21 protein-coding genes and 1 pseudogene are annotated in these 21,836 nt (G+C 63.8%); 6 read left to right on the forward strand and 16 right to left on the reverse strand.

All coding sequences use genetic code 11. From position 1 onward, the window contains the following. The first annotated feature begins 139 nt into the window (after positions 1-139). From HK401_RS07480 to HK401_RS07500, 5 genes are all read left to right on the forward strand, one after another. Complete coding sequence (locus HK401_RS07480) at positions 140-925, forward strand: IclR family transcriptional regulator (protein ID WP_181274043.1); 786 nt, start codon at positions 140-142, stop codon at positions 923-925. Positions 926-1,093: 168 nt separating this feature from the next. Beyond that, positions 1,094-1,879: an acetoin reductase gene (locus HK401_RS07485; RefSeq protein ID WP_181274044.1), complete on the forward strand. Its 786-nt coding sequence runs from the start codon at positions 1,094-1,096 to the stop codon at positions 1,877-1,879. 92 nt (positions 1,880-1,971) lie between these two features. Further along, positions 1,972-2,301 carry a putative quinol monooxygenase gene (locus tag HK401_RS07490; protein ID WP_181274045.1) on the forward strand — a complete coding sequence of 110 codons (330 nt, stop codon included), beginning with the start codon at positions 1,972-1,974 and terminating at the stop codon, positions 2,299-2,301. 164 nt (positions 2,302-2,465) lie between these two features. Next, complete coding sequence (locus tag HK401_RS07495) at positions 2,466-2,939, forward strand: nucleotidyltransferase domain-containing protein (RefSeq protein ID WP_181274046.1); 474 nt, start codon at positions 2,466-2,468, stop codon at positions 2,937-2,939. Continuing rightward, a complete protein-coding gene (locus HK401_RS07500; RefSeq protein WP_181274047.1) occupies positions 2,939-3,310 on the forward strand; it encodes a HepT-like ribonuclease domain-containing protein in 372 nt (123 codons plus the stop codon). The genes HK401_RS07495 and HK401_RS07500 overlap by 1 nt, the downstream gene beginning before the upstream one ends. Before the next feature lie 90 nt (positions 3,311-3,400). Here HK401_RS07500 and HK401_RS07505 read toward each other — a convergent pair whose 3' ends face one another. Continuing rightward, entirely contained in the window at positions 3,401-3,901 is a 501-nt protein-coding gene (locus HK401_RS07505; protein ID WP_181274048.1) for an NADPH-dependent FMN reductase, read from the reverse strand. A gap of 256 nt (positions 3,902-4,157) precedes the next feature. Here HK401_RS07505 and HK401_RS07510 point away from each other — a divergent pair, with 256 nt between their 5' ends. Continuing rightward, positions 4,158-4,832: an SRPBCC family protein gene (locus HK401_RS07510; protein WP_181274049.1), complete on the forward strand. Its 675-nt coding sequence runs from the start codon at positions 4,158-4,160 to the stop codon at positions 4,830-4,832. Between the two features lie 51 nt (positions 4,833-4,883). Here the strand turns inward: HK401_RS07510 and HK401_RS07515 are convergent, their stop codons facing one another. The 15 genes and pseudogenes from HK401_RS07515 to HK401_RS07585 form a co-directional block, all read right to left on the reverse strand. After that, positions 4,884-5,582 carry a helix-turn-helix domain-containing protein gene (locus tag HK401_RS07515; protein ID WP_258234067.1) on the reverse strand — a complete coding sequence of 233 codons (699 nt, stop codon included), beginning with the start codon at positions 5,580-5,582 and terminating at the stop codon, positions 4,884-4,886. Positions 5,583-5,591: 9 nt separating this feature from the next. Further along, the gene (locus HK401_RS07520) at positions 5,592-7,106 is read right to left on the reverse strand and encodes a tripartite tricarboxylate transporter permease (RefSeq protein ID WP_181274051.1); all 1,515 of its coding nucleotides are present in this window, start codon (positions 7,104-7,106) and stop codon (positions 5,592-5,594) included. 8 nt (positions 7,107-7,114) lie between these two features. Then, positions 7,115-7,711 carry a tripartite tricarboxylate transporter TctB family protein gene (locus HK401_RS07525; RefSeq protein WP_181274052.1) on the reverse strand — a complete coding sequence of 199 codons (597 nt, stop codon included), beginning with the start codon at positions 7,709-7,711 and terminating at the stop codon, positions 7,115-7,117. After that, the gene (locus tag HK401_RS07530) at positions 7,708-8,772 is read right to left on the reverse strand and encodes a Bug family tripartite tricarboxylate transporter substrate binding protein (RefSeq protein ID WP_181274053.1); all 1,065 of its coding nucleotides are present in this window, start codon (positions 8,770-8,772) and stop codon (positions 7,708-7,710) included. Before HK401_RS07530 ends, HK401_RS07525 begins: the two co-directional genes overlap by 4 nt. 69 nt (positions 8,773-8,841) lie before the next feature. Further along, on the reverse strand, positions 8,842-10,068 hold the full coding sequence (locus HK401_RS07535; RefSeq protein ID WP_258234068.1) for a CaiB/BaiF CoA transferase family protein: 1,227 nt from the start codon (positions 10,066-10,068) through the stop codon (positions 8,842-8,844). 1 nt (position 10,069) lies between these two features. Further along, entirely contained in the window at positions 10,070-11,017 is a 948-nt protein-coding gene (locus tag HK401_RS07540; RefSeq protein ID WP_181274054.1) for a hydroxymethylglutaryl-CoA lyase, read from the reverse strand. Between the two features lie 183 nt (positions 11,018-11,200). Continuing rightward, entirely contained in the window at positions 11,201-11,767 is a 567-nt protein-coding gene (locus HK401_RS07545; RefSeq protein ID WP_181274055.1) for a dihydrofolate reductase family protein, read from the reverse strand. A 64-nt stretch (positions 11,768-11,831) separates the two neighbouring features. Beyond that, positions 11,832-13,109, reverse strand: a complete 1,278-nt coding sequence (locus HK401_RS07550; protein ID WP_181274056.1) for a CaiB/BaiF CoA transferase family protein — start codon at positions 13,107-13,109, stop codon at positions 11,832-11,834. A 154-nt stretch (positions 13,110-13,263) separates the two neighbouring features. Next, on the reverse strand, positions 13,264-14,712 hold the full coding sequence (locus tag HK401_RS07555; protein ID WP_181274057.1) for a sodium:solute symporter family protein: 1,449 nt from the start codon (positions 14,710-14,712) through the stop codon (positions 13,264-13,266). Position 14,713: 1 nt separating this feature from the next. Further along, positions 14,714-15,061 carry a hypothetical protein gene (locus tag HK401_RS07560; protein ID WP_181274058.1) on the reverse strand — a complete coding sequence of 116 codons (348 nt, stop codon included), beginning with the start codon at positions 15,059-15,061 and terminating at the stop codon, positions 14,714-14,716. A 372-nt stretch (positions 15,062-15,433) separates the two neighbouring features. After that, the gene (locus tag HK401_RS07565) at positions 15,434-16,285 is read right to left on the reverse strand and encodes a fumarylacetoacetate hydrolase family protein (RefSeq protein WP_181274059.1); all 852 of its coding nucleotides are present in this window, start codon (positions 16,283-16,285) and stop codon (positions 15,434-15,436) included. A 493-nt stretch (positions 16,286-16,778) separates the two neighbouring features. Next, positions 16,779-18,401, reverse strand: a complete 1,623-nt coding sequence (locus tag HK401_RS07570) for a thiamine pyrophosphate-dependent enzyme (RefSeq protein ID WP_181274060.1) — start codon at positions 18,399-18,401, stop codon at positions 16,779-16,781. Positions 18,402-18,446: 45 nt separating this feature from the next. Continuing rightward, entirely contained in the window at positions 18,447-19,352 is a 906-nt protein-coding gene (locus tag HK401_RS07575; RefSeq protein WP_181274061.1) for a dihydrodipicolinate synthase family protein, read from the reverse strand. Between the two features lie 59 nt (positions 19,353-19,411). Further along, positions 19,412-20,471 (reverse strand): annotated as a pseudogene (locus HK401_RS07580) (mandelate racemase/muconate lactonizing enzyme family protein). A 60-nt stretch (positions 20,472-20,531) separates the two neighbouring features. Continuing rightward, positions 20,532-21,806, reverse strand: a complete 1,275-nt coding sequence (locus HK401_RS07585) for an Nramp family divalent metal transporter (RefSeq protein ID WP_181274062.1) — start codon at positions 21,804-21,806, stop codon at positions 20,532-20,534. Positions 21,807-21,836: the final 30 nt, after the last annotated feature.

A 21,836-nucleotide genomic window follows, 5' to 3' on the forward strand; every position in this document is an offset into this window, starting at 1 on the left:
TGCTCGCGCGCCCAGCCGTCCGGACTCACCGAGGCGGTCCGACCGGGCGCCGTTGCCGTTCCGGTCACAAGAAACTTATGTGAAGCAGAGCACATGCGACTATCCTCATTCTCACGACGTGAAAAAGTCAGGAGACCCCTTGTCGAACAGTGCCGTGATCCAGCGAGTCTTCTCCGTCCTCGAGGCGGTCGCCGCCACCGGGAGTGCCTCGGCGAAGACCGTCTCCGACCGCTTAGAGATCCCGCTGCCCACCGTCTACCGGCTCCTCCACGAGCTCGAGACCGGCGGCTACCTCGTCTATCTCAAGGACCCGAAACGCTTCGAACTCGGGCCGAAATGCTTCGAACTCGGCCTGTCCTTCCAGCAGCGCCTCGTCGCCCCGTTCCCGATCCGCCAGATCACCGACCAGCTCCACCGCACGCTGGGCACCGCAGCGTACTTCGCGATCTATCGCGGCTCCGACATCATCCTCACCTACTGCTCCGACTGCGAGAAGCACCCGCGGCTGCGACCGCTGCGCTTCGGCTTCCACGAGGCCGCCCACGCGACCGCCTTCGGCAAGATCCTCCTGGCCGCCATGCCTGCGCTCCAGCGCACCGACTACCTCGAGGCGCGGGGGATGACGGTGCTCACCCCGCAGACGATCATCAACCGCGATGACCTCGACGACCACCTCGCCGAGGTGGCCCTGCGCGGCATCGCGTGGGAGCACGACGAGTTCCTCCCGCGCCAGACCTGTGCCGCGGTCCCGGTGCGCAACGGCACGGGCGTGCAGGTCGGGGCGATCGCGGTGAGCACCCCGTCGACGAAGGCGCACGGGCGGATGAAGGAGATCGAATCGACGCTGCGCGACCACGCGGGACTCGCTTCGAGCTACCTGCGCGGCGGGGCCGAACTCATCCCCACCGCGGCACCCGAGCGGTGACGACGGAATCTGAGCGTTGACGACGACACCTGAGCGTTGACGACCGGCCACGGCAACCTCGGCGGGGATCTCGGAATTCTCACCACACGAGAACGATCATGTTCCCGGCCGACACCGCGTGGAAAGAATGAGCGTGCTCACTCAAGGACGAGACATCAAGGAGTAGATATGAGCACGAGCACCAGCGTCGCTGTGGTCACGGGATCCGGGCGCGGCATCGGACAAGGCATCGCGACTCGGCTCGGCGCGGACGGCCATCACGTCATCGTCGCCGACCTCCCGACCATGCAGGACGGAGTCGCCGAGACCATCGAGACGATCGAAAAGGCAGGTGGGAAGGCCAGCGGCGCCGAGGTGGACGTCACCGACGAGGAATCGCTGAGCCGCCTCGTCGAGGTGGCCGTGGAGGCGGGCGGCAAACTCGACGTCTTCGTCGCGAACGCCGGAATCGCTCAGGTGGAACCGCTCATCGAGTATTCGAAGGCCGATTTCGAGAAGATCGTCGACGTCAATCTCACCGGCGTCTTCCTGTCCTATCAGGCGGCGGCGAAGCAGATGATCAAGCAGGGCAACGGCGGGAAGATCATCGGCGCAGCCTCGATCGTCGCGTTCCGCCCTTTCGCCCTCCTCTCCCCGTATTCGGCGACGAAGTGGGCCGTCCGCGGCCTCACCCAGGGCGCGGCGATGGAGTGGGCCAAGCACGGCATCACCGTCAACGCGTACGGCCCGGGCATCGTCGGCACCGCGATGTGGGACCTCATCGATGAGAAGCTCGCCGCCGAGGAGGGGCTGGCCAAGGGGGAGGCGATCAAGAAATACGCCGGTGACATCCTCCTCGGCCGGGTGTCCGTGCCGGAGGACGTCGCCAACCTCGTGTCGTTCCTCGCCGGCGAGGACTCCGACTACATCACCGGACAGACCATGCTCGTCGACGGCGGCATGCAGTTCTCCTAGGCTGGACCTGTACCGGTTGCACCGACTGTCCGAGACTGACCACCTCAGATCGATCATTTGAGTAAGACCACCGAAGAAAGAAGGAAGAAGCCATGATCTTCATCGTCGTGAAGTTCCCCGTCAAGCCCGAGTTGGCCGAGCAGTGGCCCGAGATCACCCGCGAATTCACCGAGGCGACCCGTGCCGAACCCGGAAACAAGTGGTTCGACTGGTCGCGCAGCCTCGATGACCCGAATGAGTACGTCCTCGTTGAGGCCTTCGACGACGACGCCGCCGAGGCGCATGTGAAGTCCGACCACTTCCAGGCCGCGACCGCCGATGGCGGGCCGATGCACTCCGCGCTGGCAGCGACCCCGAAGATCATCTCCCGTCAGATCGACGGTGACGATTGGGATGCGATGGGCGAGCTGCAGATCGACTGAACCCCACCGAGGCGGCCGTCCCTGATCGGGACGACCTCATTCGCCGAGACAGCCGCGCGGGTCCGCTGATGCGTTCAGCGGACCCGCGCCCTATTCACCGTCACCCTCGCTGCAGCTCGGTTGAGTCTATTCCCATGCCGCACACCGGTTGATAAGATTGTCTTATGAGCTTCGTCGACGAGTACCGCCACGCGCAACGCTGTGAAGACATTGCGCGACTGCGCCGTGCACTCGCACTCCGAGCCATGCTCGCCACTGGCATGAGTCAGCGAGAGATCGCGTATGAGCTTGGAATCTCGCAGCCTGCCGTGAGTCAGCAGCTCAAATTCGCCCCCGCTCTTGATCTGGTTCATCCGGAGATCCTCCTGGAAGCCGCTGTTCCGATTCTCATGAAACTAGCCTCGGATCACGGCTATGAGAACTTGGCTGTCTTCGGTTCCGCTGCGCGCCGTGAAGCTCGAATGGACTCCGATATCGACTTGCTCGTCGACGCTCCGGAAGGCACTTCGTCTTTCGCCTTCATCCGTTTCAAACAACTTATCGAGAAGGTTCTCGGCAGAGAGATCGACTTGGTCGACTATGGCGGACTGAAGCCGGGGGTAGACGATGACATCCGCCGAGAAGCGGTGTCACTGTGATGGATCGCAGAATTGCTAAGGAACTGCTCCACATCGAAGCGTGGCTAGATCGTGTCGATGACATCGTCTCCCGAGGGAAAGACGCTTACCTCCGAGACGAGCTGCTTCAGGAAGCCGGAGATTCCCTGATGATGAAGCTCGGCGAAGCCGCAAATCGGCTGTCGCGCATGGAAGCGCGTTCGCCAGCGGGAATAGATTGGGCTCTGGCCACCGCCAATCGCAATTTCATCATCCATCAGTACGACGCAATCAATCGCTCCGTCACCTGGCTGACCCTGTCCGTCGACCTCGGCGAGTGGAAACAGGCGCTTCTGCCCTCGTTCAGAGCGGCGCAATCGTCACTGCAGACGCCCTCTGAACAGACCGACTGACTCTCGGCACCGGCCAGCTCTCCAGCGTGGTGAACCTGCAATAGCTCGGCCCCCTGCACTAAGCCGCTGCAGGTTCACCAAGCTGAAGGCTCATCTCTGCGGCAGGTACGCCTTCTGGCTGTCGACCCATTCGTCGAGCACGTTTTCGCGGTCATCGAATTTTGCGGTCGGGAACGCCAGACCTTTCGTCGGCACGCTGGCGCCGAGTTCGACGAGCAGCGGACGCAGGGTCGTCTCCACAGCAAGCGTGTGCGCCGGGGACCCGATCGTGAAGACCGGGATCGTGGTCAGCCCGTGCAGACCGCCAGCGTCGTAGCGGTCGAGGAAGGCTTTGAGCAGTCCGGTGTAGCTGGCCTTGTAGGTCGGCGTGGCGATGACGGCGTAGTCGGCGGTGGCCAGTCGTTCGGTGAGTGTGTTGAGGCGGTCGGACTTCCATTCGAAGATCTCGTCGGTCACCTCGGCGAGTTCGATGGTTTCGTCGATCTCGGATCCGGTCACCTCGGCGATCTTGGCGGCGAGGTCTTCGGCCACTTGGCGGGTTCGCGAATTTGGGCTCGGGTTGCCGACGACGACGGCGATGCGTGTGGTCATAAGGGGGTCCTCCCATTGGTGCGGTGCGCTCTTGTCCGGGTCCCGCGCTCGGCGGCTCCGTCTGCGCTCCACACTATGCGTCGGCTGATGGACCGAGCCTGATGAATGACATATCCGTTCTCATCCCCAATCTGGACCGATGCCATTCCACCGCTGCGCATCCTTGGTTATCATGAAGTACCGCCGATCTTCGGCGAACCTCCCGCACCTCACCTGCAACCGCCGTCAGATCATCGACGACCTCCGAGGAGCTTCCATGACCACCCCCGACTCCAGTCGCCCCACCGAAGACCAGGTCCTCGCCGCGCAGGCCGACGCCGTCGACCGCGGGCTCAACATCACCGTCGAGGGCGACACCCAGCACACGGTCCAGACGCTGAGCCAGACCTATCCGACCACCGTCGCCGACCTCTGGGAAGCCTGCACCGATCCGGTCCGGCTCGAGCGCTGGTTCGCCCCGGTCGGCGGCGACCTCGAACTCGGCGGTCGCTACCAGATCGAAGGCAATGCCTCCGGCACGATCGAGAGCTGCGAACCGCCCCACTTCTATTCGCTGACCTGGGAATTCGCGGGAGGAATCAGCCACGTCACCATCCGCATCGCCGAAGCAGACGCCGGCGCACGCCTGACCCTCGAGCACTCCCACACAGGTGAGGCGAACGCCGATTTCTGGGTGCAGTTCGGACCCGGCGCCACCGGAGTCGGGTGGGACATCTCCCTCCTCGGTCTCGCCAACCATCTCGTGGCCGGCACTGGACACTCGGAAAAAGAGAATGAAGGGGTCGCCTCGGCGCAGGCCCAGGACTTCGTCCGCACCTCCAGCACCCGCTGGGGCGAGGCCTCGGCGGCGGCAGGCACACCCGTCGATCAGGCGCGCGCCGCAGCCGAACGCACCACCGACTTCTACCTCGGCCACCCTCCGGCCGAGTGACCTTCGTCCGCCGACTGAGCCAACGGCGGAATGGTCCTGCCCATTCCCTCCCTACTCCCCAGCCTGCTTCCGGGCCCCCAGCGCCAGCCGGGCGATATCGCGCAGCACTTCGAGTTCCTCGCTGCCGTCGAGCAGCGCCCGCAGCTCGACGGCGGCCCGGCTGAGCAGGCTGCGATAGGCGCCGGCGACGTTGTCCGGTTCCCGCGTCAGCGGGTAGGACACACAGAGGGCGAACACGATCGCATCGACGGTGAAGGCCACACTCGCCGAAGCGGTCCCGGCCACCCGTGCCTGCTTCGTCGCGTAGAACTCCGCCGGATTTCCCGGCCCGCACAGCGCCAGGGCAGCCGAGCCGCCGTCGACGAGCGGGAGCACCGCCCCGACTCCACGCGAGACGCGCAGCTCATGATCGGCTTCGACGTTGCGCACGCACACGCGATCCTCACCGACGCGGACCCACAGCTGCACGGATTCCCCGGTCATCGTCCGCAGATGGTCGAGCACCGAGTTCGTCGTGGCGATATTGCGCCTGCCCGGGAAGGGCCCCAACCGCAGCAGCCCCGAGGAGTCACGGACGATGAACTTGTGCGCCCGCAGGTCGGTCAGCAGCCGATACGTCGTCGACTTCGAATAGCCGAGGCGGCGGCACACCTCCGCAGCCGTCATCGGCGAGTCCTGGAGGACTTCGAGGATGGCCGCACTGCGGTCGATGACTCCGATCTCCGCCGGCGCCTGGTCAGAACTCTTCATCCCCATTCCTCACGACACCGTCACATCGGCGAGCAGCTTCCGCCGGGACACCCACCACCGGAAGACGACGGGTCCGATGATGCCGAGCACCATGAGGATGATGATCGACAGCGACACCGGCCTGGTGACCAGGGGTGCGAACGAGCCGCCGGAGATCTGCAGCATGCGCCGGAAGTTGTCCTCGAGCAGCGGCACGAGCACGAGCGCCAGGATCGCCGGAGCCAAGGGGATGCCGCCCTTCTCCATGAGGTAGCCGATGACTCCGAAGATGCCGAGCATCATCAGCCCGAACAGGCTGAATTCGATGGCGTAGGCGCCGATGACCACAAGCACGAGGATGGACGAGAAGAGGATCTCCTTGGGCATCTTCAAAAGCTTCACGAATACCCCGACCAGCGGCAGGTTGAGGATGATGAGCGCGATATTGCCGATGTACATGCTGGCGATGATCGTCCAGATCAGACCGGTCTCGTCCCGGAAGATCAGCGGTCCGGGCTGCAGGCCGTACATCGTGAACACGAAGAGCAGCAGCGCCGTCGTCGCCGAACCCGGGATGCCGAGGCTGAACAGCGGAATCATCGCACCGCCCACACCGGCATTGTTCGACGCTTCGGGACCGGCCACGCCCTCGATGGCGCCGTGACCGAACTCGTCCTTCCGCTTCGAGATCCGCTTCTCCATGATGTAGGACATGAACGAGGCCAGCGACGGACCGACTCCTGGCAGGATGCCGATGATGAAGCCGACCACGGAACCGCGGGCCCACGGGCCGGCCGACCGCTGCCAGTCTTCCTTCGTCATCCATTTGTCGTCTCCGAAGCTCTGGATCTCATCCTTGGCCCCACGTCCGAGCGCGAGATTGCGGATCGCCTCGGGGATGGCGAAGAGCGCCATCGCGAAGATCGTGAAGTCGATCCCGTCGGAGAGCAGGTCCATGCCGAAGGTCTGCCGGGGCAGTCCGGTCTGGAAGTCGAGTCCGATGAGGCCGACGGCCAGGCCGATGAAGATCGAGATGAGCGCCTTGGCCCGCGAACCCGCCGACATCGTCGAGGCGAGCAGCAGGGCCGTGGCCATGAGCAGGAAGTATTCGGTGGCGCCGAAGACGTTCGCGAGTTTGACGAGGACGGGTGAGAGGAACGTCAGTCCGATGATCGCCAGGGTGCCGGCGAGGAACGATCCGATCGCCGCGGTCGCCAGTGCGGCCTTGCCCCGACCTCGGCGGGCCATTTCGTAGCCCTCGATCGCGGTCACCGCGCTGGCGACCTCACCAGGGGTTTTGATGAGCGTAGCGGTGATCGAGCCGCCGTACATCGAACCGTAGTAGATTCCGCACAGCAGGATGAGACCGTGCACCGGCTCCATCCCGAAGGAGACCGGGATGAGGATCGCGATCGCAGAGATGGGTCCGATTCCCGGCAGCACTCCGACGACGGTGCCCAGCAGCACGCCGAGGAGGGCGAAGGCGAGGCTGACCGGCTCGAGCGCCGAGGCGAAGCCGCCTCCCAGATCGATGAGAGTGTCCATGCCCGCCCCTAACCCAGGATCCCGACCGGCAGGTACACGGCGAGTCCGTAGACGAACGCCGTGTACACCACGACCGCGAAGAGGACGGAGAAGATGAGGTTGCGGATCCACTTCTCCGGCGCGTAGATGCTGGTCAGCCCCATCAGGAACGCCGCAGTCGCCAGCAGGAACCCGACCGGGATGAGAATCGCCAGATAGACGAAGAAGAGCGCGAACTGGAACACGACCTTGCGCACCTGCGGCTCCGGCGGGGCTTCGAGGACGATCCCGCCAACCCCCTCCTGACCGGAGGATCGGTCGGCGGTTTCAACGGATGATTCCCCCGCCGAGGCGGCTGCACCGTCCCCATCCCCCGCCGCGGTCGAGTGCGCTGATCCCGCGGACCCGGGAGCCGCCTCGGAGAGGGTGTCCTTCCGGTGCCGGACGACCGCCTGGCCGGCGAGGAAGAGGCCGAGCACGATGAGTCCGATCCCCACGATGGCGGGGAAGGTGCGCGGGGTGACGATGTTCGCGGTCTCCTGGATGGAGAACGTCGCGATGTAGTACACCGCGCCGATGACGGCGATGGCGCCGCCGGTGATGAGGTCGGTGCGGAAAGCGGTCATTTGCTGTTGCCCAGGTCGGTCTCCTTGACGCCTTCGGCGACCGTCTTCGCCGCGTCGTCGACGTAGGCCTGGGCGTCGTCGCCGGTGTGGAACTCGGTGGCCCACTGGTTGTTCTTCAGCGTCTCCTGCCAGGCATCGGACTTGCTCACGTCTTCGAGCGCCTTGGCCCAGAAGTCCACGGCTTCCTGCGGCATCTCGGCGGGTCCGTAGACTCCGCGCCAGTTGCCCAGGGTCACGTCGTAGCCGGAGTCCTTCGCGGTGGGCACCTTGTCGAAGGGCGCTGCCAGCGGTTCCTGGGCGAAGGTGACGAGCGGTTCGATGTCACCGGCTTCGATGACGGAGCGGAATTCGCTCAGGCCGGCGATGGCGACCTTCGCGTCCCCGTTGAGCATGGCGGTCGTCTGCTCGCCGCCGCCGTCGTAGTTGACGAAGTTGATGTCGGCCGGGTCGACGCCGGCTTCCTTCGCGAACAGGGCGAACGGCAGAGTGTCGTCTCCGGCGGCTGCGACGGTGACCTTCTGCGGGTCGTCCTTGAGCGCCTTGACCAGGGCGTCGAGGTCCTTGAAGTCACCGTCCTTCGGGGTCACGACCATGAAGTCCTCGACGTAGAGGGTGGCGATGAGCGTCGTGTCCTCGGGACCGAATTCGCAGAGGTTGCGCGCCTTCATCGTCTGGCTGGCCAGGGAGGTGATGGCGATCTGATCGTCCTTGCCCTTCTCCTGCTGCATCATCGACGTCAGCCACGAGCAGCCGGTGCCGCCGGGCTTGTTCTGCACGGGCAGCGTCGAGGAGACGATGTCTTCCTTCTGCAGCGCCTCGACGAGGGCGCGTGCCGTGGTGTCCCAGCCGGATCCGGGTTCAGCCGGAGCGGTGACCGAGACCGGTCCCTTCGGATAGTCCCCGCCCTCGCCCGGGGGCTGCGCCTTGTTCCCACAGGCAGTGACGACGAAGGCGACCGAAGCGAGCACGGCCCCGATCTTCGCCGCGCGCTTGCGGGTACTCGTCGACCCTTCCTTCGCCGAGGCGGCCGTCCGTGTGCGTGTGATCGTCGTTGATCGCATGAGCTGTCCCCTTGTGTGTTCGGTTCTCGATATTCAGTGGTGTGCTTGGTGGTGCCGCTGGCTGAGTTGTCAGTCCAGGCGGTTTTCGTCGGGCTGGGGTCCGTCGACCGGTGGGCCCGTCGGCACTGCGGGGCCGTCCCGGTAATGGCTGTTGTGGCGGCCGGGTTCGGGCACATCGCTGCGCAGCCCGAGCCGGTTCCCGTCGAAGGTCAGCGGCAGCAGCGGCACATCCACGCTTGCACCTGTCGGCAGCCCGGTGTGGGCGAGCGCTCCGGAGGCCACAAGGTGCGGGTCGTCGGTGAGGTCGGCCGGGGTGTTGAGCGGAGAGACGGGCAGGCCGCGCCGGGTGCACTTGTCTTCGATCTCGGCCAGGCTCAGCTGTGACAGTGCCTGCTGGAGCTCGCGATGAATACGGTCGCGCTGGTCGACTCGGCCTTGGTTGGTCAGCATGTCCGGGTCGGCGGCCAGCCCCGTCAGTCCGAATTCGTCGCAGAGGTCGCGCCACTGCCCGTCGGAGACGGCGGCGACGAAGACCTGGTTGTCGTCGGCATCGCGGAAGATGTCGTAGACGGCCCAGGTTGCTTGCCGGGTCGGCATCGGGCGGGGTGGTTCGCCGCTGATCTGGGATTGTGCCATGTGCGTGCCGACGAGGAACGCGTTGTTCTCGAACAGTGCGGAGTTGATGAGTTTTCCGCGGCCGGTGGTTTCGCGCACCCGCAGTGCCGACTGGATGCCGATGACTCCGAACATTCCGCCCATGATGTCGTTGACGCTGGCACCGGCGCGCAGCGGCTGGCCGGGCGGGCCGGTCATATACGCTAATCCCCCGAGCATCTGGACGACCTCGTCGAGGGCGGCGCGGTTCCCGTAGGGCCCGGAGAGGAATCCCTTGAGTGAGCAGTAGATGAGTCCGGGGTTGCGGGCCGAGAGCTCCTCGTATCCGAAGCCGATCGATTCCATCTTCCCGACGCGGAAGTTCTCGAGCAGGACATCGGCGGAATCGATGAGGTCGAGGACGCGGTCACGGTCGGCCGCCTCGGCGATATCGAGTTGGACGCTGTGCTTATTGCGGTTGAAAGCGGGGAACAGCCCGGATCCGGACCCGGGCAGGTAGCGGGTCTTGTCGCCGGCGCCGCGGGGTTCGACCTTGATGACCTCGGCGCCGAGGTCGGCGAGGATCATCCCGCAGCTGGGGCCCATGACCATGTGGGAGAACTCGATGACGCGGATGCCTTCGAGCGGCAGCGGTTCGGGGGTTGTGGCGGGCGTCTGTGCGGTGGCCATGTGGGAAGTCATTTCAGACCTTCGCCGAGGCGGCCGCGAACCGGTCGTCGAAGACCGCGGGGGTCGCGGGGATGTCCGACAGGCTCGAGGTGAGGTCGTGTCCGACGGCGGCGATGAGGGGGTCGCGCACCTCGGTGAGCGCCTCGACGTCGACGCCGGTGGCCACGCCTTCACGGTGGAGGAGGTGGACGAGGTCGTCGGTGCCGATGTTGCCGGCAGCGCCCGGGGCGAAGGGGCAGCCGCCGAGTCCGCCCATGGCCGCATCGAAGTTCGCGATCCCGAGATCGAGGGCGGCGATGACGTTGGCCATGCCGAAGTTGTAGGTGTCGTGGAGGTGGAGGTTGACCGGTTTGTCGGGGAAGGCGTCGAGAACCGCTGAGGTGTTGCGGCGGACCAGCGAGGGGTTGGCGTTGCCGATGGTGTCGGCCACCCCGACGCCGTGGGCTCCTGCGTCGACGAAGGGGCGGAGGACATCGACGAGGTGGCCCGCCTCGGTGATGCCGTCGAAGGGGCAGATGAAGCTCACGGCGGTCGTGATGTCGAAGCGCAGTCCCTGGTCACGGGCGAAGTTCGCGGCGTCCATGAGGCGGTCGGACGCCTCGGCGATGGAGGCATCGGAATTCGCCTTCGAGTGCCCTTCGGACGCGGAGAGGACGAGCTTGATGTTCTTCGCACCCGCATCGACGGCGCGCTGAGCGCCCTTGAGATTGAAGACGAGGGTATAGAAATCGACACCGTCGGCTTCGTGGGGAGACAGGCGGCGGAGGAGCTCGTCGGTGTCGGCCATCTGCGGGACCTTCTTCGGATTGACGAACGACCCGACTTCGATCTGGGTCAGTCCCGCCGCGATGAGCTTCTCGGCGAGCGCGACCTTGACCTCGGTGGGCACGATGGCCTTCTCGATCTGCAGACCGTCGCGCAGGGTGGTGTCGAGGATGTCGACGGTGGTGGGCCTGGCCATGGGACTCCTTCTCGCAGCTTCCCGGTGATCGGGACGAGTCTTCCGCCGTGCAGCGATGCGCGGCTGTTCCCATTGTTACTACAGGTCGGAGTCAGTGCGGTAGGCAACCTGCCCGGTATGTGAGAACACAAGCAGTATTGAGTGTTGCGGTTCCCGACTATCGGGACTCGATGCTCGCGCGGTTCAGCTCTTCGGTCGAAACCGCAGGACCGTATGCCCGGAGGCTAGCTCGCTGCGGCCGTCGGAGACGAGGTCGACGACCTCGGCGAGGCCGGCGAAGACGTAGGGGCCGTGCCCGGCGATCATGGGGTGGACGACGAACTCGTAGACGTCGATGAGCCCGAGCTCGGCGAGCCCCCGAGGCAGCGTCACTCCCCCGACGATGAGCCCGGTCTCCGATTCCTCCTTGAGTCGGCGGACGGTACCGGCGAGGTCACCACGGATGATCTCGGTGTTCCATTGGACGGTCTTCCGGGTGGAGGAGACGAGGTATTTGCGTGCCGGATCGATGGCGGCGACGAATGGGTCGAGGTCGTCCGGCGAGGGCGGGGACTGCGCCTGCTGCGCGGATTCAGACGGCTGTCGCCACGCGTCTTCCATCATCTCGTAGGTGGTCCGTCCGAAGATCAGACCGTCGGCGCGGGCGAGGTTGTCCGCGTGGTGCCGATGCAGCTCCTCGCTGATGAGCCCGACACGGTGGTCGCAGCAGCCGTCGACGGTGACGTTGATCGAGTACATGAGCTCACCCATGAGCCCAAGGGTAGACCTGTTCGACGGCCGCCGACAGGGTCAGTTCCCGCCGCCGTCAGTTATCTCAGTCCGCGTCGAGGCCGGCACCATCAGCATCACCCTGAGCGGCCGACTTCAGCCCCAACCACCCCAACACTTCCTCGGTGTGTTCGCCCAGGTCCGGCCCGAGGTGGTCGATGGAGATGGATTCGCCGCCGATGACCGGAGTGATGCCGGGGAAGGCGACGTCTTCGAGCATCTCCTCGCCGGTGGACACGTCGTGGTGCTGGATCATGCCGCGAGCGGTCAGTTGCTCGTCGGCGACGAGGTCCTCAGCGGTATAGATCGGGCCGGCTGGGACCCCGGCCTCCTCCAGGACCGCCACCACGTCCTCAACCGAGCGTTCGGCACACCACGCCCCGATCGCCTCGTCGAGTTCCTCACGCCGATCCCAGCGTCCGGCGTTCGTCTGCAGGTCGGCATCCTCGGCGAGGTCGGGACGGTCGATCGCTGCCATCAGCCGGCCGAAGATTCCGTCCCCATTGCCGGCGATGACCACGGATTTCCCGCCGGCGCAGAGGTAGCCGTTCGAGGGCGCGATGCCCTCCATCCGACCCCCGGTGCGGGTGCGGATCTCACCGAACGCGGAATAGTCGGGGACGAGAGATTCCATCACGGAGAACATCGCCTCGTTGAGCGCCACGTCCACGGTCCGCTCGGACAGAGGGCCCTCCCCTTCGAATCCGTGCGCGGACCCGACTACCGCCTCGGCGGCTCCGGCGATCTTCTGCCGCTGTCGGTCGAAGAGCATCATCACGGCGCCGAACGCGGCCTGCATTCCGGCGATCGAATCGCCGATCGAGATGCCCACGCGCACGGGTGGGCGGTCGGGGTCGCCGACGAGTTCGCGGAACCCGGAGTATCCTTCGGCCACGGCTGCGAATCCGGGGCGGGCGGACATCGGGCCGGTCTGCCCGAACGCGGAGATCCGCACGAGCACGAGGTCGGGGTTGGCGGCTTCGAGAACGTCCGGGCCGAGCCCCCACTTCTCGAGGGTTCCCGGGCGGAAGTTCTCCAGCAGGATGTCGCTGCGGCGGACGAGTTCGAGCACGGCTTCGCGGCCTTCGTCGCTGCGCAGGTCGAGCACGACGGACTTCTTGTTGCGGTTGATCGTGCGGTAGAGCATCGAGGTGTCGCCGGCTTTGAGCCGCCAATTGCGCAGCTCATCGCCGGTGCCGGGACGTTCGACCTTGATCACCTCGGCACCGAAATCGGCGAGCATCCGCCCGGCGGTGGGCGCGGCGATGTAATTGCCGAGTTCGAGGACTCGCACACCGGTGAGGGGAAGTCGGCGCGTGCTCATAACGATGCTCCTAGTCGTGCGTGGATCGCTGTGGCGGGCAGGTCGGTCCTCCTATGGTGCCAGGTGCGGACCGCCTCGGCGCACATATTCGCATCCCCAGATCGCCGACAGACCCACCTCGCCGAGGTTGCCCACCGTCGACCTGCACCGAAACCTACGCGCGTTGACCGAGGGACTCCGCCGGTGCGTGCGTGCGGTTCCGACCGACACCGGCGCGCACGGCTTCGCAGAACGCGACGACCACGATGTTGACGCCGAGGCCGATGATGCCTTCGCTGATCGCCCAGGGCAGGGGCAGCCAGAACGTGTATGCGATGACGACGATGAGTCCCGCGGCAAGGCCCGCGATGATCGAGTTGACGCTGAGGCGGCCGCGGAAGAAGAGAGCCGCGGCGATCGCCGGAGCCAGCTGGTCGAGGCCGGAGAACGTCAGCAGCAGCAGATTCGCGAGCAGATCCGGCATGACGATGGCCAGCAGCAGCGACAGTCCGGTGGCGACGACGACGATGATCTGCGTGGCCGTGAACTGGTGGCGTTCGGACTTGATGCGGAAGACGTTGCGCGAGGCGAGTGTCGAGATGCCGATGAGCAGCGCAGCCGAGGGCACCATGGCGGTGGTGATGCCGGCGACGGCGAGGATGCCGATGACCCAGTCGGGGAACATCTGCCCGGCGAGGTGGAGCAGCGCGGAGTCGGCGTCGGTGTTGCGTCCAAGGATGACGACGGCGACGTAGCCGACGATGAGGGGCAGGACGATGAAGGTGTTGTAGATCGGCAGCCACAGGTAGTTCTGCCGCAGGACCGCGGAGCTGCGGGCGGCGAGGATCGGCGGCCACATGTGCGGCAGGGTCACGAAGGCCACGCCGATGGCGCTGATCGCCATGTTCGAGATGTACCAGGGGATGCCGTATTCCTCGGTGCCGTGGACGGAGAGCAGGTCGGGCATGGTCGCGGCGACGGTGTCGAAGACGGTGGTGAAGCCGCCGGTGAAGTGGATGGGGATCGAGATGCAGACGACGAAGAGCATGACGAGCATGAGGGCGTCTTTGAAGTACGCGGTCGTGGCGACTCCGCGCAGTCCCGACCACAGGACGAAGGCGACGACGAGGATGAAGGCGATGACCATCGACCACACTCCGGTGGCGCGATCGCCGGTGACGAGTTGGACGATGAGTCCGAGCCCGGTGATCTGCAGCTGCAGATAGGGCAGCAGGAAGACGACTCCGCAGACGCCGGCGATGACGCCGAGGGTGCGTGAGGAATAGCTGTGCTCGAGGAAGTCGGCCTGTGTCAGGTGTCCGCGGGCCTTGGCCATCCGCCAGATCTTCGGGCCGATGAAGTAGAGGACGAGATAGCCCAGGGGAACGTAGGGCATCGAGTAGAAGGCCGCGGCGCCTCCGGAGACGACGAGTCCGGCGGTGCCGAGGAAGGTGAAGGTCGTGAAGGTCTCGCCGGCCTGGAGCAGCCAGGTGGTGGCGACGCCGAAGCGTCGGCCGCCGACGGTCCATTCGGAGAGGTCGGCATTCGGCTTCTTGCGGCCGATGAAGCCGAGGATCGCGACGAGGACGATGCCTGCGAGAGCGACGATTTCGACGGTGCTCATCTCAGTCCTCCCCTCCGTTGTCGCCGCGCTTTCGGGTCGGGGCAGTCGCGTCGGTCTCGGTGGCGTCGAGCTGTTCGGCCTCTTCGAGGGCGAGATCGTCGAGGTGGCTCTGTCGTTCCAGGTCGGGACGGGTCTTTTCGATGATGAGGAGGATTCCGGTGACGAGGAGGCTGCCGGGAATGCAGGTCCACCACAGGATGGCCGGCAGGCCGAGGAACAGGTGGGGACCGTTGAAGATCGGCAGCCACTGGAGGACGAAGGCGGCGATCACCGGGATGAGGCAGAGGATCACCCACGTCGTGACGCGACCTTTCGTGACCCGTTGTGGGTCGGTGTTGGCTGTGTTCATCGTGTCCCCCGCACTCGTTCGGCCGGTCGGCTGGGCCGGTCAGCTCGGCCGGTCTGGACGGCCGGCAGTCCGACCACCGTGGTTCAGACCACATCCATCTTCTCTCCACGACCGTGTCGAGATGGCCGCGAAATGCCGCTGAAGGCAAAGTCGCGTTGAGAAGTTGGGTTGGTTGAACAGCAGCTGTGGCTTTACCAGCAGGGCGGCCAGGAACAGGGTAGCCAGCAGGGTGGATTCGACCAGAACCGCTGACCCTCATCAGCACCAGGCTCTGACGTCATCACCCTGTCGTCGATCGAGCACACGAGCGGCGCACCGCCTCGGTGCGCCGCTCGTCGCATTCACCGCCCGCATTCGCGGGAGGGACGACTTTCACTCCGTGACGGTGACAACCTGCCGGTGCCGCCCGAGGCCCTCGATCTCGACCTCGACGACATCGCCGTCGGCCAAGTATGGGTACTTTCCGGACATCGCTACGCCTTGCGGGGTGCCGGTGAGGATGACGTCACCGGGCTCGAAGGCCATCGCCTGGCTGAGCTGATGGATGATCTCTCCGACGGAGAAGATCAGGTCGCTCGTTGATGAATCCTGCCTGACCTCACCATTGACCCAACTGCGCAGTCGCAGATCACCGGGGTCCACCTCGGCGGTGGGGCTGATCCACGGCCCCAACGGGGTGAACCCGGGCAGGTTCTTGCCCTTCGACCACTGTCCGCCGGACTCCTCGATCTGGAGGCGACGTTCGGACAGATCGTTGGCAAGCACGTAGCCGGCGACGTGGTCGAGCCCCTCCTCCGCCGAGGCGACTCTGTAGGCCCGCGCGCCGATGACCACTCCCAGCTCGACCTCCCAATCGGCCTTCGTGGCTGAAGGAGGCAGCTCGATCGCGTCGGTGGGCCCGGAGATCGTCGAAGGCATCTTGAAGAAGATGACGGGGCGTTCGGGCGGTTCGGCACCAGCTTCTCTGGCATGTGCGGCGTAGTTCATGCCCACGCACACGATCGCAGACGGCCTGGTCAGCGGTGCGCCGATGCGCATTTCTGCGGCTCCGTCGAGTTCTTCCAGCTCACCGGTGTCGAGTGCGTCCCGCACCCGAGCGATGCCTCCGGCGGCGAAGAATGCCGGGTCGATGTCGTCAGTCAGTGGGCGAAGGTCGAAGCAGACTCCGTCGTCGCGGACCACCGGAATCTCGTGTTCGGGCGGCCCCAAGCGCAGCAGTTCCATACGGTTCCTCTCTACTTTCAGTCGGCCACATCGTTGTGACCTGCGGCCACGCTAACGAGTTCTCGCGCTTCAGGGCGTCGTCGTTCAAATGTCGAGCATAAGCACTCTCGAACAGGCACAGGCCCCGGTTGCACCGACCAAGTTTGTGCAGCGTCTCCAGATTCATAGCTCAATGCTGGTCAAGAGCGGCATTCATCAAGTGCATGAGGGCAAGCCCGAGCGTGATAGTCGATTCGACACCAGCTTGTAGTCTCACCGTGCCCATTCCCCGGCTCGGCGCCGATCTTTACCCAGTTTACTCACTGGCACAGTAATGTACGCCCGGCTTCCTCATCTCCGTGCGCGGCGCTCAGCGAGTTCGCGCGCCATTTTCCGCTTTGACGGATTTGCCTCGGTCGATCCTACTGTTCCACCTGCAAGTGGTGGTGCACACGCAACTGTGATCTGCTCTGCCCGTCGTAGGGAGCGTAAACTCGGTATGTTCTGGGGACGGTCAGTCGACGCGGACCTCAATGAGGCGCAGCCCTGGACGCGGATAGAGCTCCGACAGGGCTACACCGAAGGCATCCGGACTTTCTACCCTCTGAGCCCTGGCACCGAATGACTCAGCAAAACGGACGAAGTCGGGATTCACGAGGTCTGTACCGACAGTCCGGTCGGGATATCGGCGCTCCTGGTGCTCCCGAATTGTGCCGAACCGGCCGTTATTGACAACGATGACGAGAACGTCAAGATCGTACCTCGTTATCGTCGCCAGCTCCTGACCGTTCATCAGCAGACAGCCGTCACCGGCAAAAGCGACTACCGGTCGGCCCTGAGATTCGAAAGCTGCGGCGATGGCTGCGGGAATCCCATATCCCATCGCACCAGATTCGGTCCCGAGCTGGGTGTTGTGCTCCCGGTATCGGCGATACCTCTGCGCCCAGGCCGTATAGTTGCCGGCACCCACCGTGAGGATGGCGTCTGAGGCGACATGTTGATCAAAGACTCGCATGAACCTCGCCGCGGCGGTGCCATCGGCAGCGAGTTTAGCCCTAGCCGCTACGCAGGATTCACGCATTTCAGCAAACCACCGTCGACGGCCTGTGTTTACTGCAAGGCTCACCGGTAACTGGGCGATGAACTGTGCCGCCGAGCTGACGAGCCGCAGGTCGACGCGATGCCCTCGCTCGAGGACTTCGGCGCTCGGATGGACGTGGACAATTCTGCCATCTATTACACTGCCTGCAGCCGACTCGTCCGAATATAAGTTCAAGCTGGCCGTCGAGAGTGCATCCGGCCGCGTACCGAGAAAGACAATCACATCTGCGCGGGAGACGCGCTGCTCCAGTCCGGGTGTCGTATTCAAGCCCAAAGTCCCGGCATAGACTGCGGATTCATTATCGATGAGGTCCTGGCTGCGCACGGTCGTCACGATTGGAATGGAGGACCGTTCGGCAAAGTTCTGCAACAGCTCACACGCGTTGTGATCCGCCTGCCTGCCAAGAACGATAATAGGGCGTTCCGCGGACTCGAGCATCGACACTACTTCGGCGAGCCCAGTCGGGTGAGGGCCCGGCTCGGGCGGAGATTCTATCGCGTAGACCGTGTCCTCGACTTCCGTCGTGAGTACATCCTCGGGCAGAACGACCACAATTGGCCCGGGCTCTCCGCTCATCGAAGTCAGCAAGGCGCGGGAGACGATTTCGCCGGCACGTTCGGGCCTATTGATCTCGAGAACCTCCTTGGCCACCGGAGCGAACATCGACTGATAATCGATCTCTTGAAAGGCCTCACGGCCCGCAACGTAGCGCGGCACCTGTCCTATGAAGAGGATCATCGGGCTCGCGTCCTGTCTGGCGACGTGGACCCCGATCGAGGCGTTCGTGGCACCTGGTCCCCGAGTAACCATGCACACCCCTGGTCGACCGCTGATCCGGCCGGACGCAGCGGCCATCATCGCAGCACCGCCTTCTTGACGGGCTACAATCATGTCGATGGAGTCCCGATGCTCGTAGAGTCCGTCGAGCACGCCGAGATAGCTTTCTCCCGGGACACCGAAGACGCGCGTAACCCCTCCGTACGCCAGTTGTTCGACGATGGCGTGTCCGGCCATCTTCCTTGTGTGGTCGCTCATGTTCTGCCCTCTCGTGCTTCCTCCTCGCCTTCTCTGCCATCGATCTCAGAGAAGACCCCACGTCTCGAGGATCCGTGCCACCCGCTGCCTGTTCTCTGGTGACAACCGAGCCCCAGGAGGACGAACGTCCGCGCGGCCGAGTCCTAACTGGCTCAGGGCCTCCTTGACGGCGCTGACATTGTCTGCGCTGCCCTGTTCTGCTCGTACCTGCTCGAATTCGCGAACGCTGTCCCAGATTTCCATCGCGGCGGGGAAGTCTCCTTCGCGCAGGGAATCCGACATCGTACGCGACAGTTCAGGCGCGATCGATGCCAACCCCGAAGTAAACCCGTGTGCTCCCATCGCCGCATAGCCCGGGGCCGCGGGTTCGGCCAGGCCGGCGATCCAGGTGATCCTCTCGATCCCCACCTCACGGGCAACTGTGCCGAACCGCACGGGATCCGGAACTGAATACTTCACACCCATGACGTTCGGACACGCTTCGATCAGCACATTGAAATCAGTTGCTTCGAGCAGAGGGTTGCGAACATACGGTACAACTCCCAGCTCGGGCACGGCCTCGGCGATGATCCGGTTGTATGCCACCCACCCTTGCCTCGAAACGTATGGGTGAACGGGTTGGTGGATCATAATCGCATGAGCGCCATGATCTCGTGCGAAATGCGCTTGCCTTATAGCCGTGTCAATGTCGAAACCGACCCCCGCCAACAAAAGTGAACCCTCGGCCATGGCTTCGACCGTGAGTGTAACTCCCTGCTGTATCTCGGCCTCAGTAAGGGTATAGAACTCGCTCGTGTTCCCGTTCGCAGTGAGTACGGAGATTCCGCCGTCGGTCAGACGCCCGACCACGGACCGGTGAGCGTTCGCATCGATGGCGTTCTCCGAGTTGAAAGGTGTCGGCACGATCGCCACCACATCGGCCAGTCTCTGCTTGATCTCATCCAGCGTCATCGCATACCTCATTTCCATTGATTTGGTTTCTCGCCACCGGATTTCGTCGGCGAGGTGTCTCAGTTTCCGACTACGGTCGATTCGACGGGCCAGCCCCGAGCACGCTCGCTTAAATTGACTCTCAGGCCGGGACGGACCGGAATGATCATCCGACTATCCTTAATCTCGAGTCGCTCATCGAAGATTGGCTCCAGCCAGTCGAAGTGTTCGACCCACGTCTCGCGTGGATAGCATGCAGCCAGATGGGCGTGGATCTCCATGACGAAATGCGGAGCGACGTCGAGGCTCGCCTCATCGGCGAACGTCATCACCTGCAGATACTGACTGATTCCGCCAAGTCGGGGCGCATTGGGCTGCACACTGTCACATGCCTTTGCAGTGATGAGTTCCTTGAGATCAGTAACCGTACTGAGCATCGAGCGGCTCCTCACTCCACGTCAGATCGAATGCATCGAGCACACTGCCCATTCGCAGTGCCGTAGTTCTATCCCATTGCTGATTCGCGTCGACCATCCGAGGAGTCTCCTCGATGCGCCCCCGAAAGGCTTCGATCTTCTTGACGTCCTTTCGACGATCCGGCAGGCCGACCTTGCACTCGATCCCGCCGATTCCCCGCTCGATTGACTGTGAGGCAGCGTGTTTCACCTCGTCGAAGGATGAGCCGAGATAACCAACGGAAGTCTTATATGTCCGCACTAAGTCGCAGTAGGAGCCCAAGAACTTTGCCAGCGGTAGGTTGGCGCGTTTGGACTTGAGATCATAGGACGCAATATCAATCGCAGCCAGAGCCTGGGTGGCCAGTCCGGACCTTTCAACCGAAACGCCAGCCAAGAGCACCTTAGAATAATACTTCGCAGTATCATTGGGGTCCTCGCTAGTTGCGACACCGGCAACTTCTTTGGTGTAAGCGTACTGGGCCGCACCTTCCGCCCTCAGGCTGTAGGTAAAACCCAGACCGGTGGGACCCTCATTCTTGGCGATCTCGGCAACGAGCAGGTCCACGTCCCGCAGCGGCTGTTGGCGCCCTGTGATCACTTTCCCATCCGAGATAGGCCCTTGAAGTGGAACGAGAATGGATGAAAGAGTGCTCGGCCCGACTGAATCCAACTGATATGACAACTAGACGACCTCCGGGTGTGGTGTGTTCTGCCGTGTTCCGTTGCTCGAATTCTCAACAGCTCAAGAGAAGATTCCAGGCAGCGTCGCGAATCCCTGCACCGCGGCAATCGCAACTGCAACGAAGACGATGATCAGTCCGATGTTCTCGAGCCACGAGTTCCTGTTGATCCCCATAATGTCCCTCCGGTTCATCATGAGCAGCATGCCCACGACGATGACGAGGAGCATCGGCGCGGTGAGGACATGGTTAACAACAGTGAGCACGACCAGACCAGGTGCCTGGGGAAGCGACCATAGCACTGCGAGCAACCCCCAGACGGTCATCACCTTGTAGTAAGGATCCTTGTTCAGAGGTTTCCCTGAGAAGCGCTTCGCTCGCTTCGGAGTGACCACATGCAGAGCTTCGACCGACATCTTTGACAACGCGAACAGTGAACTCGCCACCGTTGACCACGCAGCTCCGAGCAAGCCCAGGTAGAAGATGATGCCACCGATTGGGCCGATCGCGGTTTCCAGCGCCGAGGCGATGTCTGCCGCGGTCTCCACCCCACCCTTGCCGTGCAGGGTCTCAGCTCCGAGCGCCCAGATGGATCCTCCGAGGAAGAGGACAACGAAGATACCGAAGAGCAGGTCCCAGCGCTGTACCTTCCGGTGGGCGGGTGTGTTCCACCCCTTCTCCTCCATAAATTGCGGATAGAAGAGATTCGCCATTGAGCCGACCATGGCGAGGACCAAGCTCGCAACGATCAGTCCTGCATCGAAAATTCCCGACTGCTGGGGCAGCTCGAAGGCGAATCCGCGGATGAGTTCTCCGAAGTTCATCCCGACGAGTACGAGGCTGACTACGAAGCAGAGCACCATGACGGCGAGGATCACCTTGAAGATGTTCTCGAGCAGCGTGTATACACCCTTGACCGTAACTACAGCGACCGTGGCAATGCCGATGAGTGAGCCTACGAAGACCGGAATAGTGGGGACCAACCCGTTAATGGCCGTGCCCAAACCGCTGATGGTGAACGACATGAGCAGATGGGTGTAGATGAAGAATGCAATGAGGATAACCCACCCGAACGCCGGATGGGTGCGAGCCAGCCCGCGCACCAAGCTGGGATCCTTTTGCAGATTGAACAAAGGATACTTCGCGAGATTGTTGACGAATATGAAGCGGAAGATCAGCGCGATCGGTAGCACCCAGATGAGCGCATAACCATAGTTGCCGCCTGCGACGGAGTTGTCGACCATATCGCCCGTGCCGACCCAGGAAAGCGCGACGACGATTCCGGGCCCGAACGACAAAAGGAACCCGAAGAACGTCTTCGGGATCGGCGCGCTCACCGTACGCGACTCTCGTTCACTCACTGGCAG

The sequence above is a fragment of the Brevibacterium oceani genome (assembly GCF_013623835.1).
In the GTDB taxonomy this organism is placed as follows: Bacteria; Actinomycetota; Actinomycetes; order Actinomycetales; family Brevibacteriaceae; genus Brevibacterium; species Brevibacterium oceani.

What these genes read in the sequence shown, in the direction of transcription:
- HK401_RS07570 (WP_181274060.1), bottom strand. Translation starts at nt 18,401, where the DNA reads ATGAGCGACCACACAAGGAAGATGGCCGGACACGCCATCGTCGAACAA.
- HK401_RS07545 (WP_181274055.1), bottom strand. Translation starts at nt 11,767, where the DNA reads ATGGGTGAGCTCATGTACTCGATCAACGTCACCGTCGACGGCTGCTGC.
- HK401_RS07555 (WP_181274057.1), bottom strand. Translation starts at nt 14,712, where the DNA reads ATGAGCACCGTCGAAATCGTCGCTCTCGCAGGCATCGTCCTCGTCGCG.
- HK401_RS07565 (WP_181274059.1), bottom strand. Translation starts at nt 16,285, where the DNA reads ATGGAACTGCTGCGCTTGGGGCCGCCCGAACACGAGATTCCGGTGGTC.
- HK401_RS07500 (WP_181274047.1), top strand. Translation starts at nt 2,939, where the DNA reads ATGGATCGCAGAATTGCTAAGGAACTGCTCCACATCGAAGCGTGGCTA.
- HK401_RS07490 (WP_181274045.1), top strand. Translation starts at nt 1,972, where the DNA reads ATGATCTTCATCGTCGTGAAGTTCCCCGTCAAGCCCGAGTTGGCCGAG.
- HK401_RS07530 (WP_181274053.1), bottom strand. Translation starts at nt 8,772, where the DNA reads ATGCGATCAACGACGATCACACGCACACGGACGGCCGCCTCGGCGAAG.
- HK401_RS07485 (WP_181274044.1), top strand. Translation starts at nt 1,094, where the DNA reads ATGAGCACGAGCACCAGCGTCGCTGTGGTCACGGGATCCGGGCGCGGC.
- HK401_RS07520 (WP_181274051.1), bottom strand. Translation starts at nt 7,106, where the DNA reads ATGGACACTCTCATCGATCTGGGAGGCGGCTTCGCCTCGGCGCTCGAG.
- HK401_RS07515 (WP_258234067.1), bottom strand. Translation starts at nt 5,582, where the DNA reads ATGAAGAGTTCTGACCAGGCGCCGGCGGAGATCGGAGTCATCGACCGC.
- HK401_RS07560 (WP_181274058.1), bottom strand. Translation starts at nt 15,061, where the DNA reads ATGAACACAGCCAACACCGACCCACAACGGGTCACGAAAGGTCGCGTC.
- HK401_RS07540 (WP_181274054.1), bottom strand. Translation starts at nt 11,017, where the DNA reads ATGGCCAGGCCCACCACCGTCGACATCCTCGACACCACCCTGCGCGAC.
- HK401_RS07575 (WP_181274061.1), bottom strand. Translation starts at nt 19,352, where the DNA reads ATGACGCTGGATGAGATCAAGCAGAGACTGGCCGATGTGGTGGCGATC.
- HK401_RS07535 (WP_258234068.1), bottom strand. Translation starts at nt 10,068, where the DNA reads ATGACTTCCCACATGGCCACCGCACAGACGCCCGCCACAACCCCCGAA.
- HK401_RS07525 (WP_181274052.1), bottom strand. Translation starts at nt 7,711, where the DNA reads ATGACCGCTTTCCGCACCGACCTCATCACCGGCGGCGCCATCGCCGTC.
- HK401_RS07505 (WP_181274048.1), bottom strand. Translation starts at nt 3,901, where the DNA reads ATGACCACACGCATCGCCGTCGTCGTCGGCAACCCGAGCCCAAATTCG.
- HK401_RS07495 (WP_181274046.1), top strand. Translation starts at nt 2,466, where the DNA reads ATGAGCTTCGTCGACGAGTACCGCCACGCGCAACGCTGTGAAGACATT.
- HK401_RS07550 (WP_181274056.1), bottom strand. Translation starts at nt 13,109, where the DNA reads ATGAGCACGCGCCGACTTCCCCTCACCGGTGTGCGAGTCCTCGAACTC.
- HK401_RS07510 (WP_181274049.1), top strand. Translation starts at nt 4,158, where the DNA reads ATGACCACCCCCGACTCCAGTCGCCCCACCGAAGACCAGGTCCTCGCC.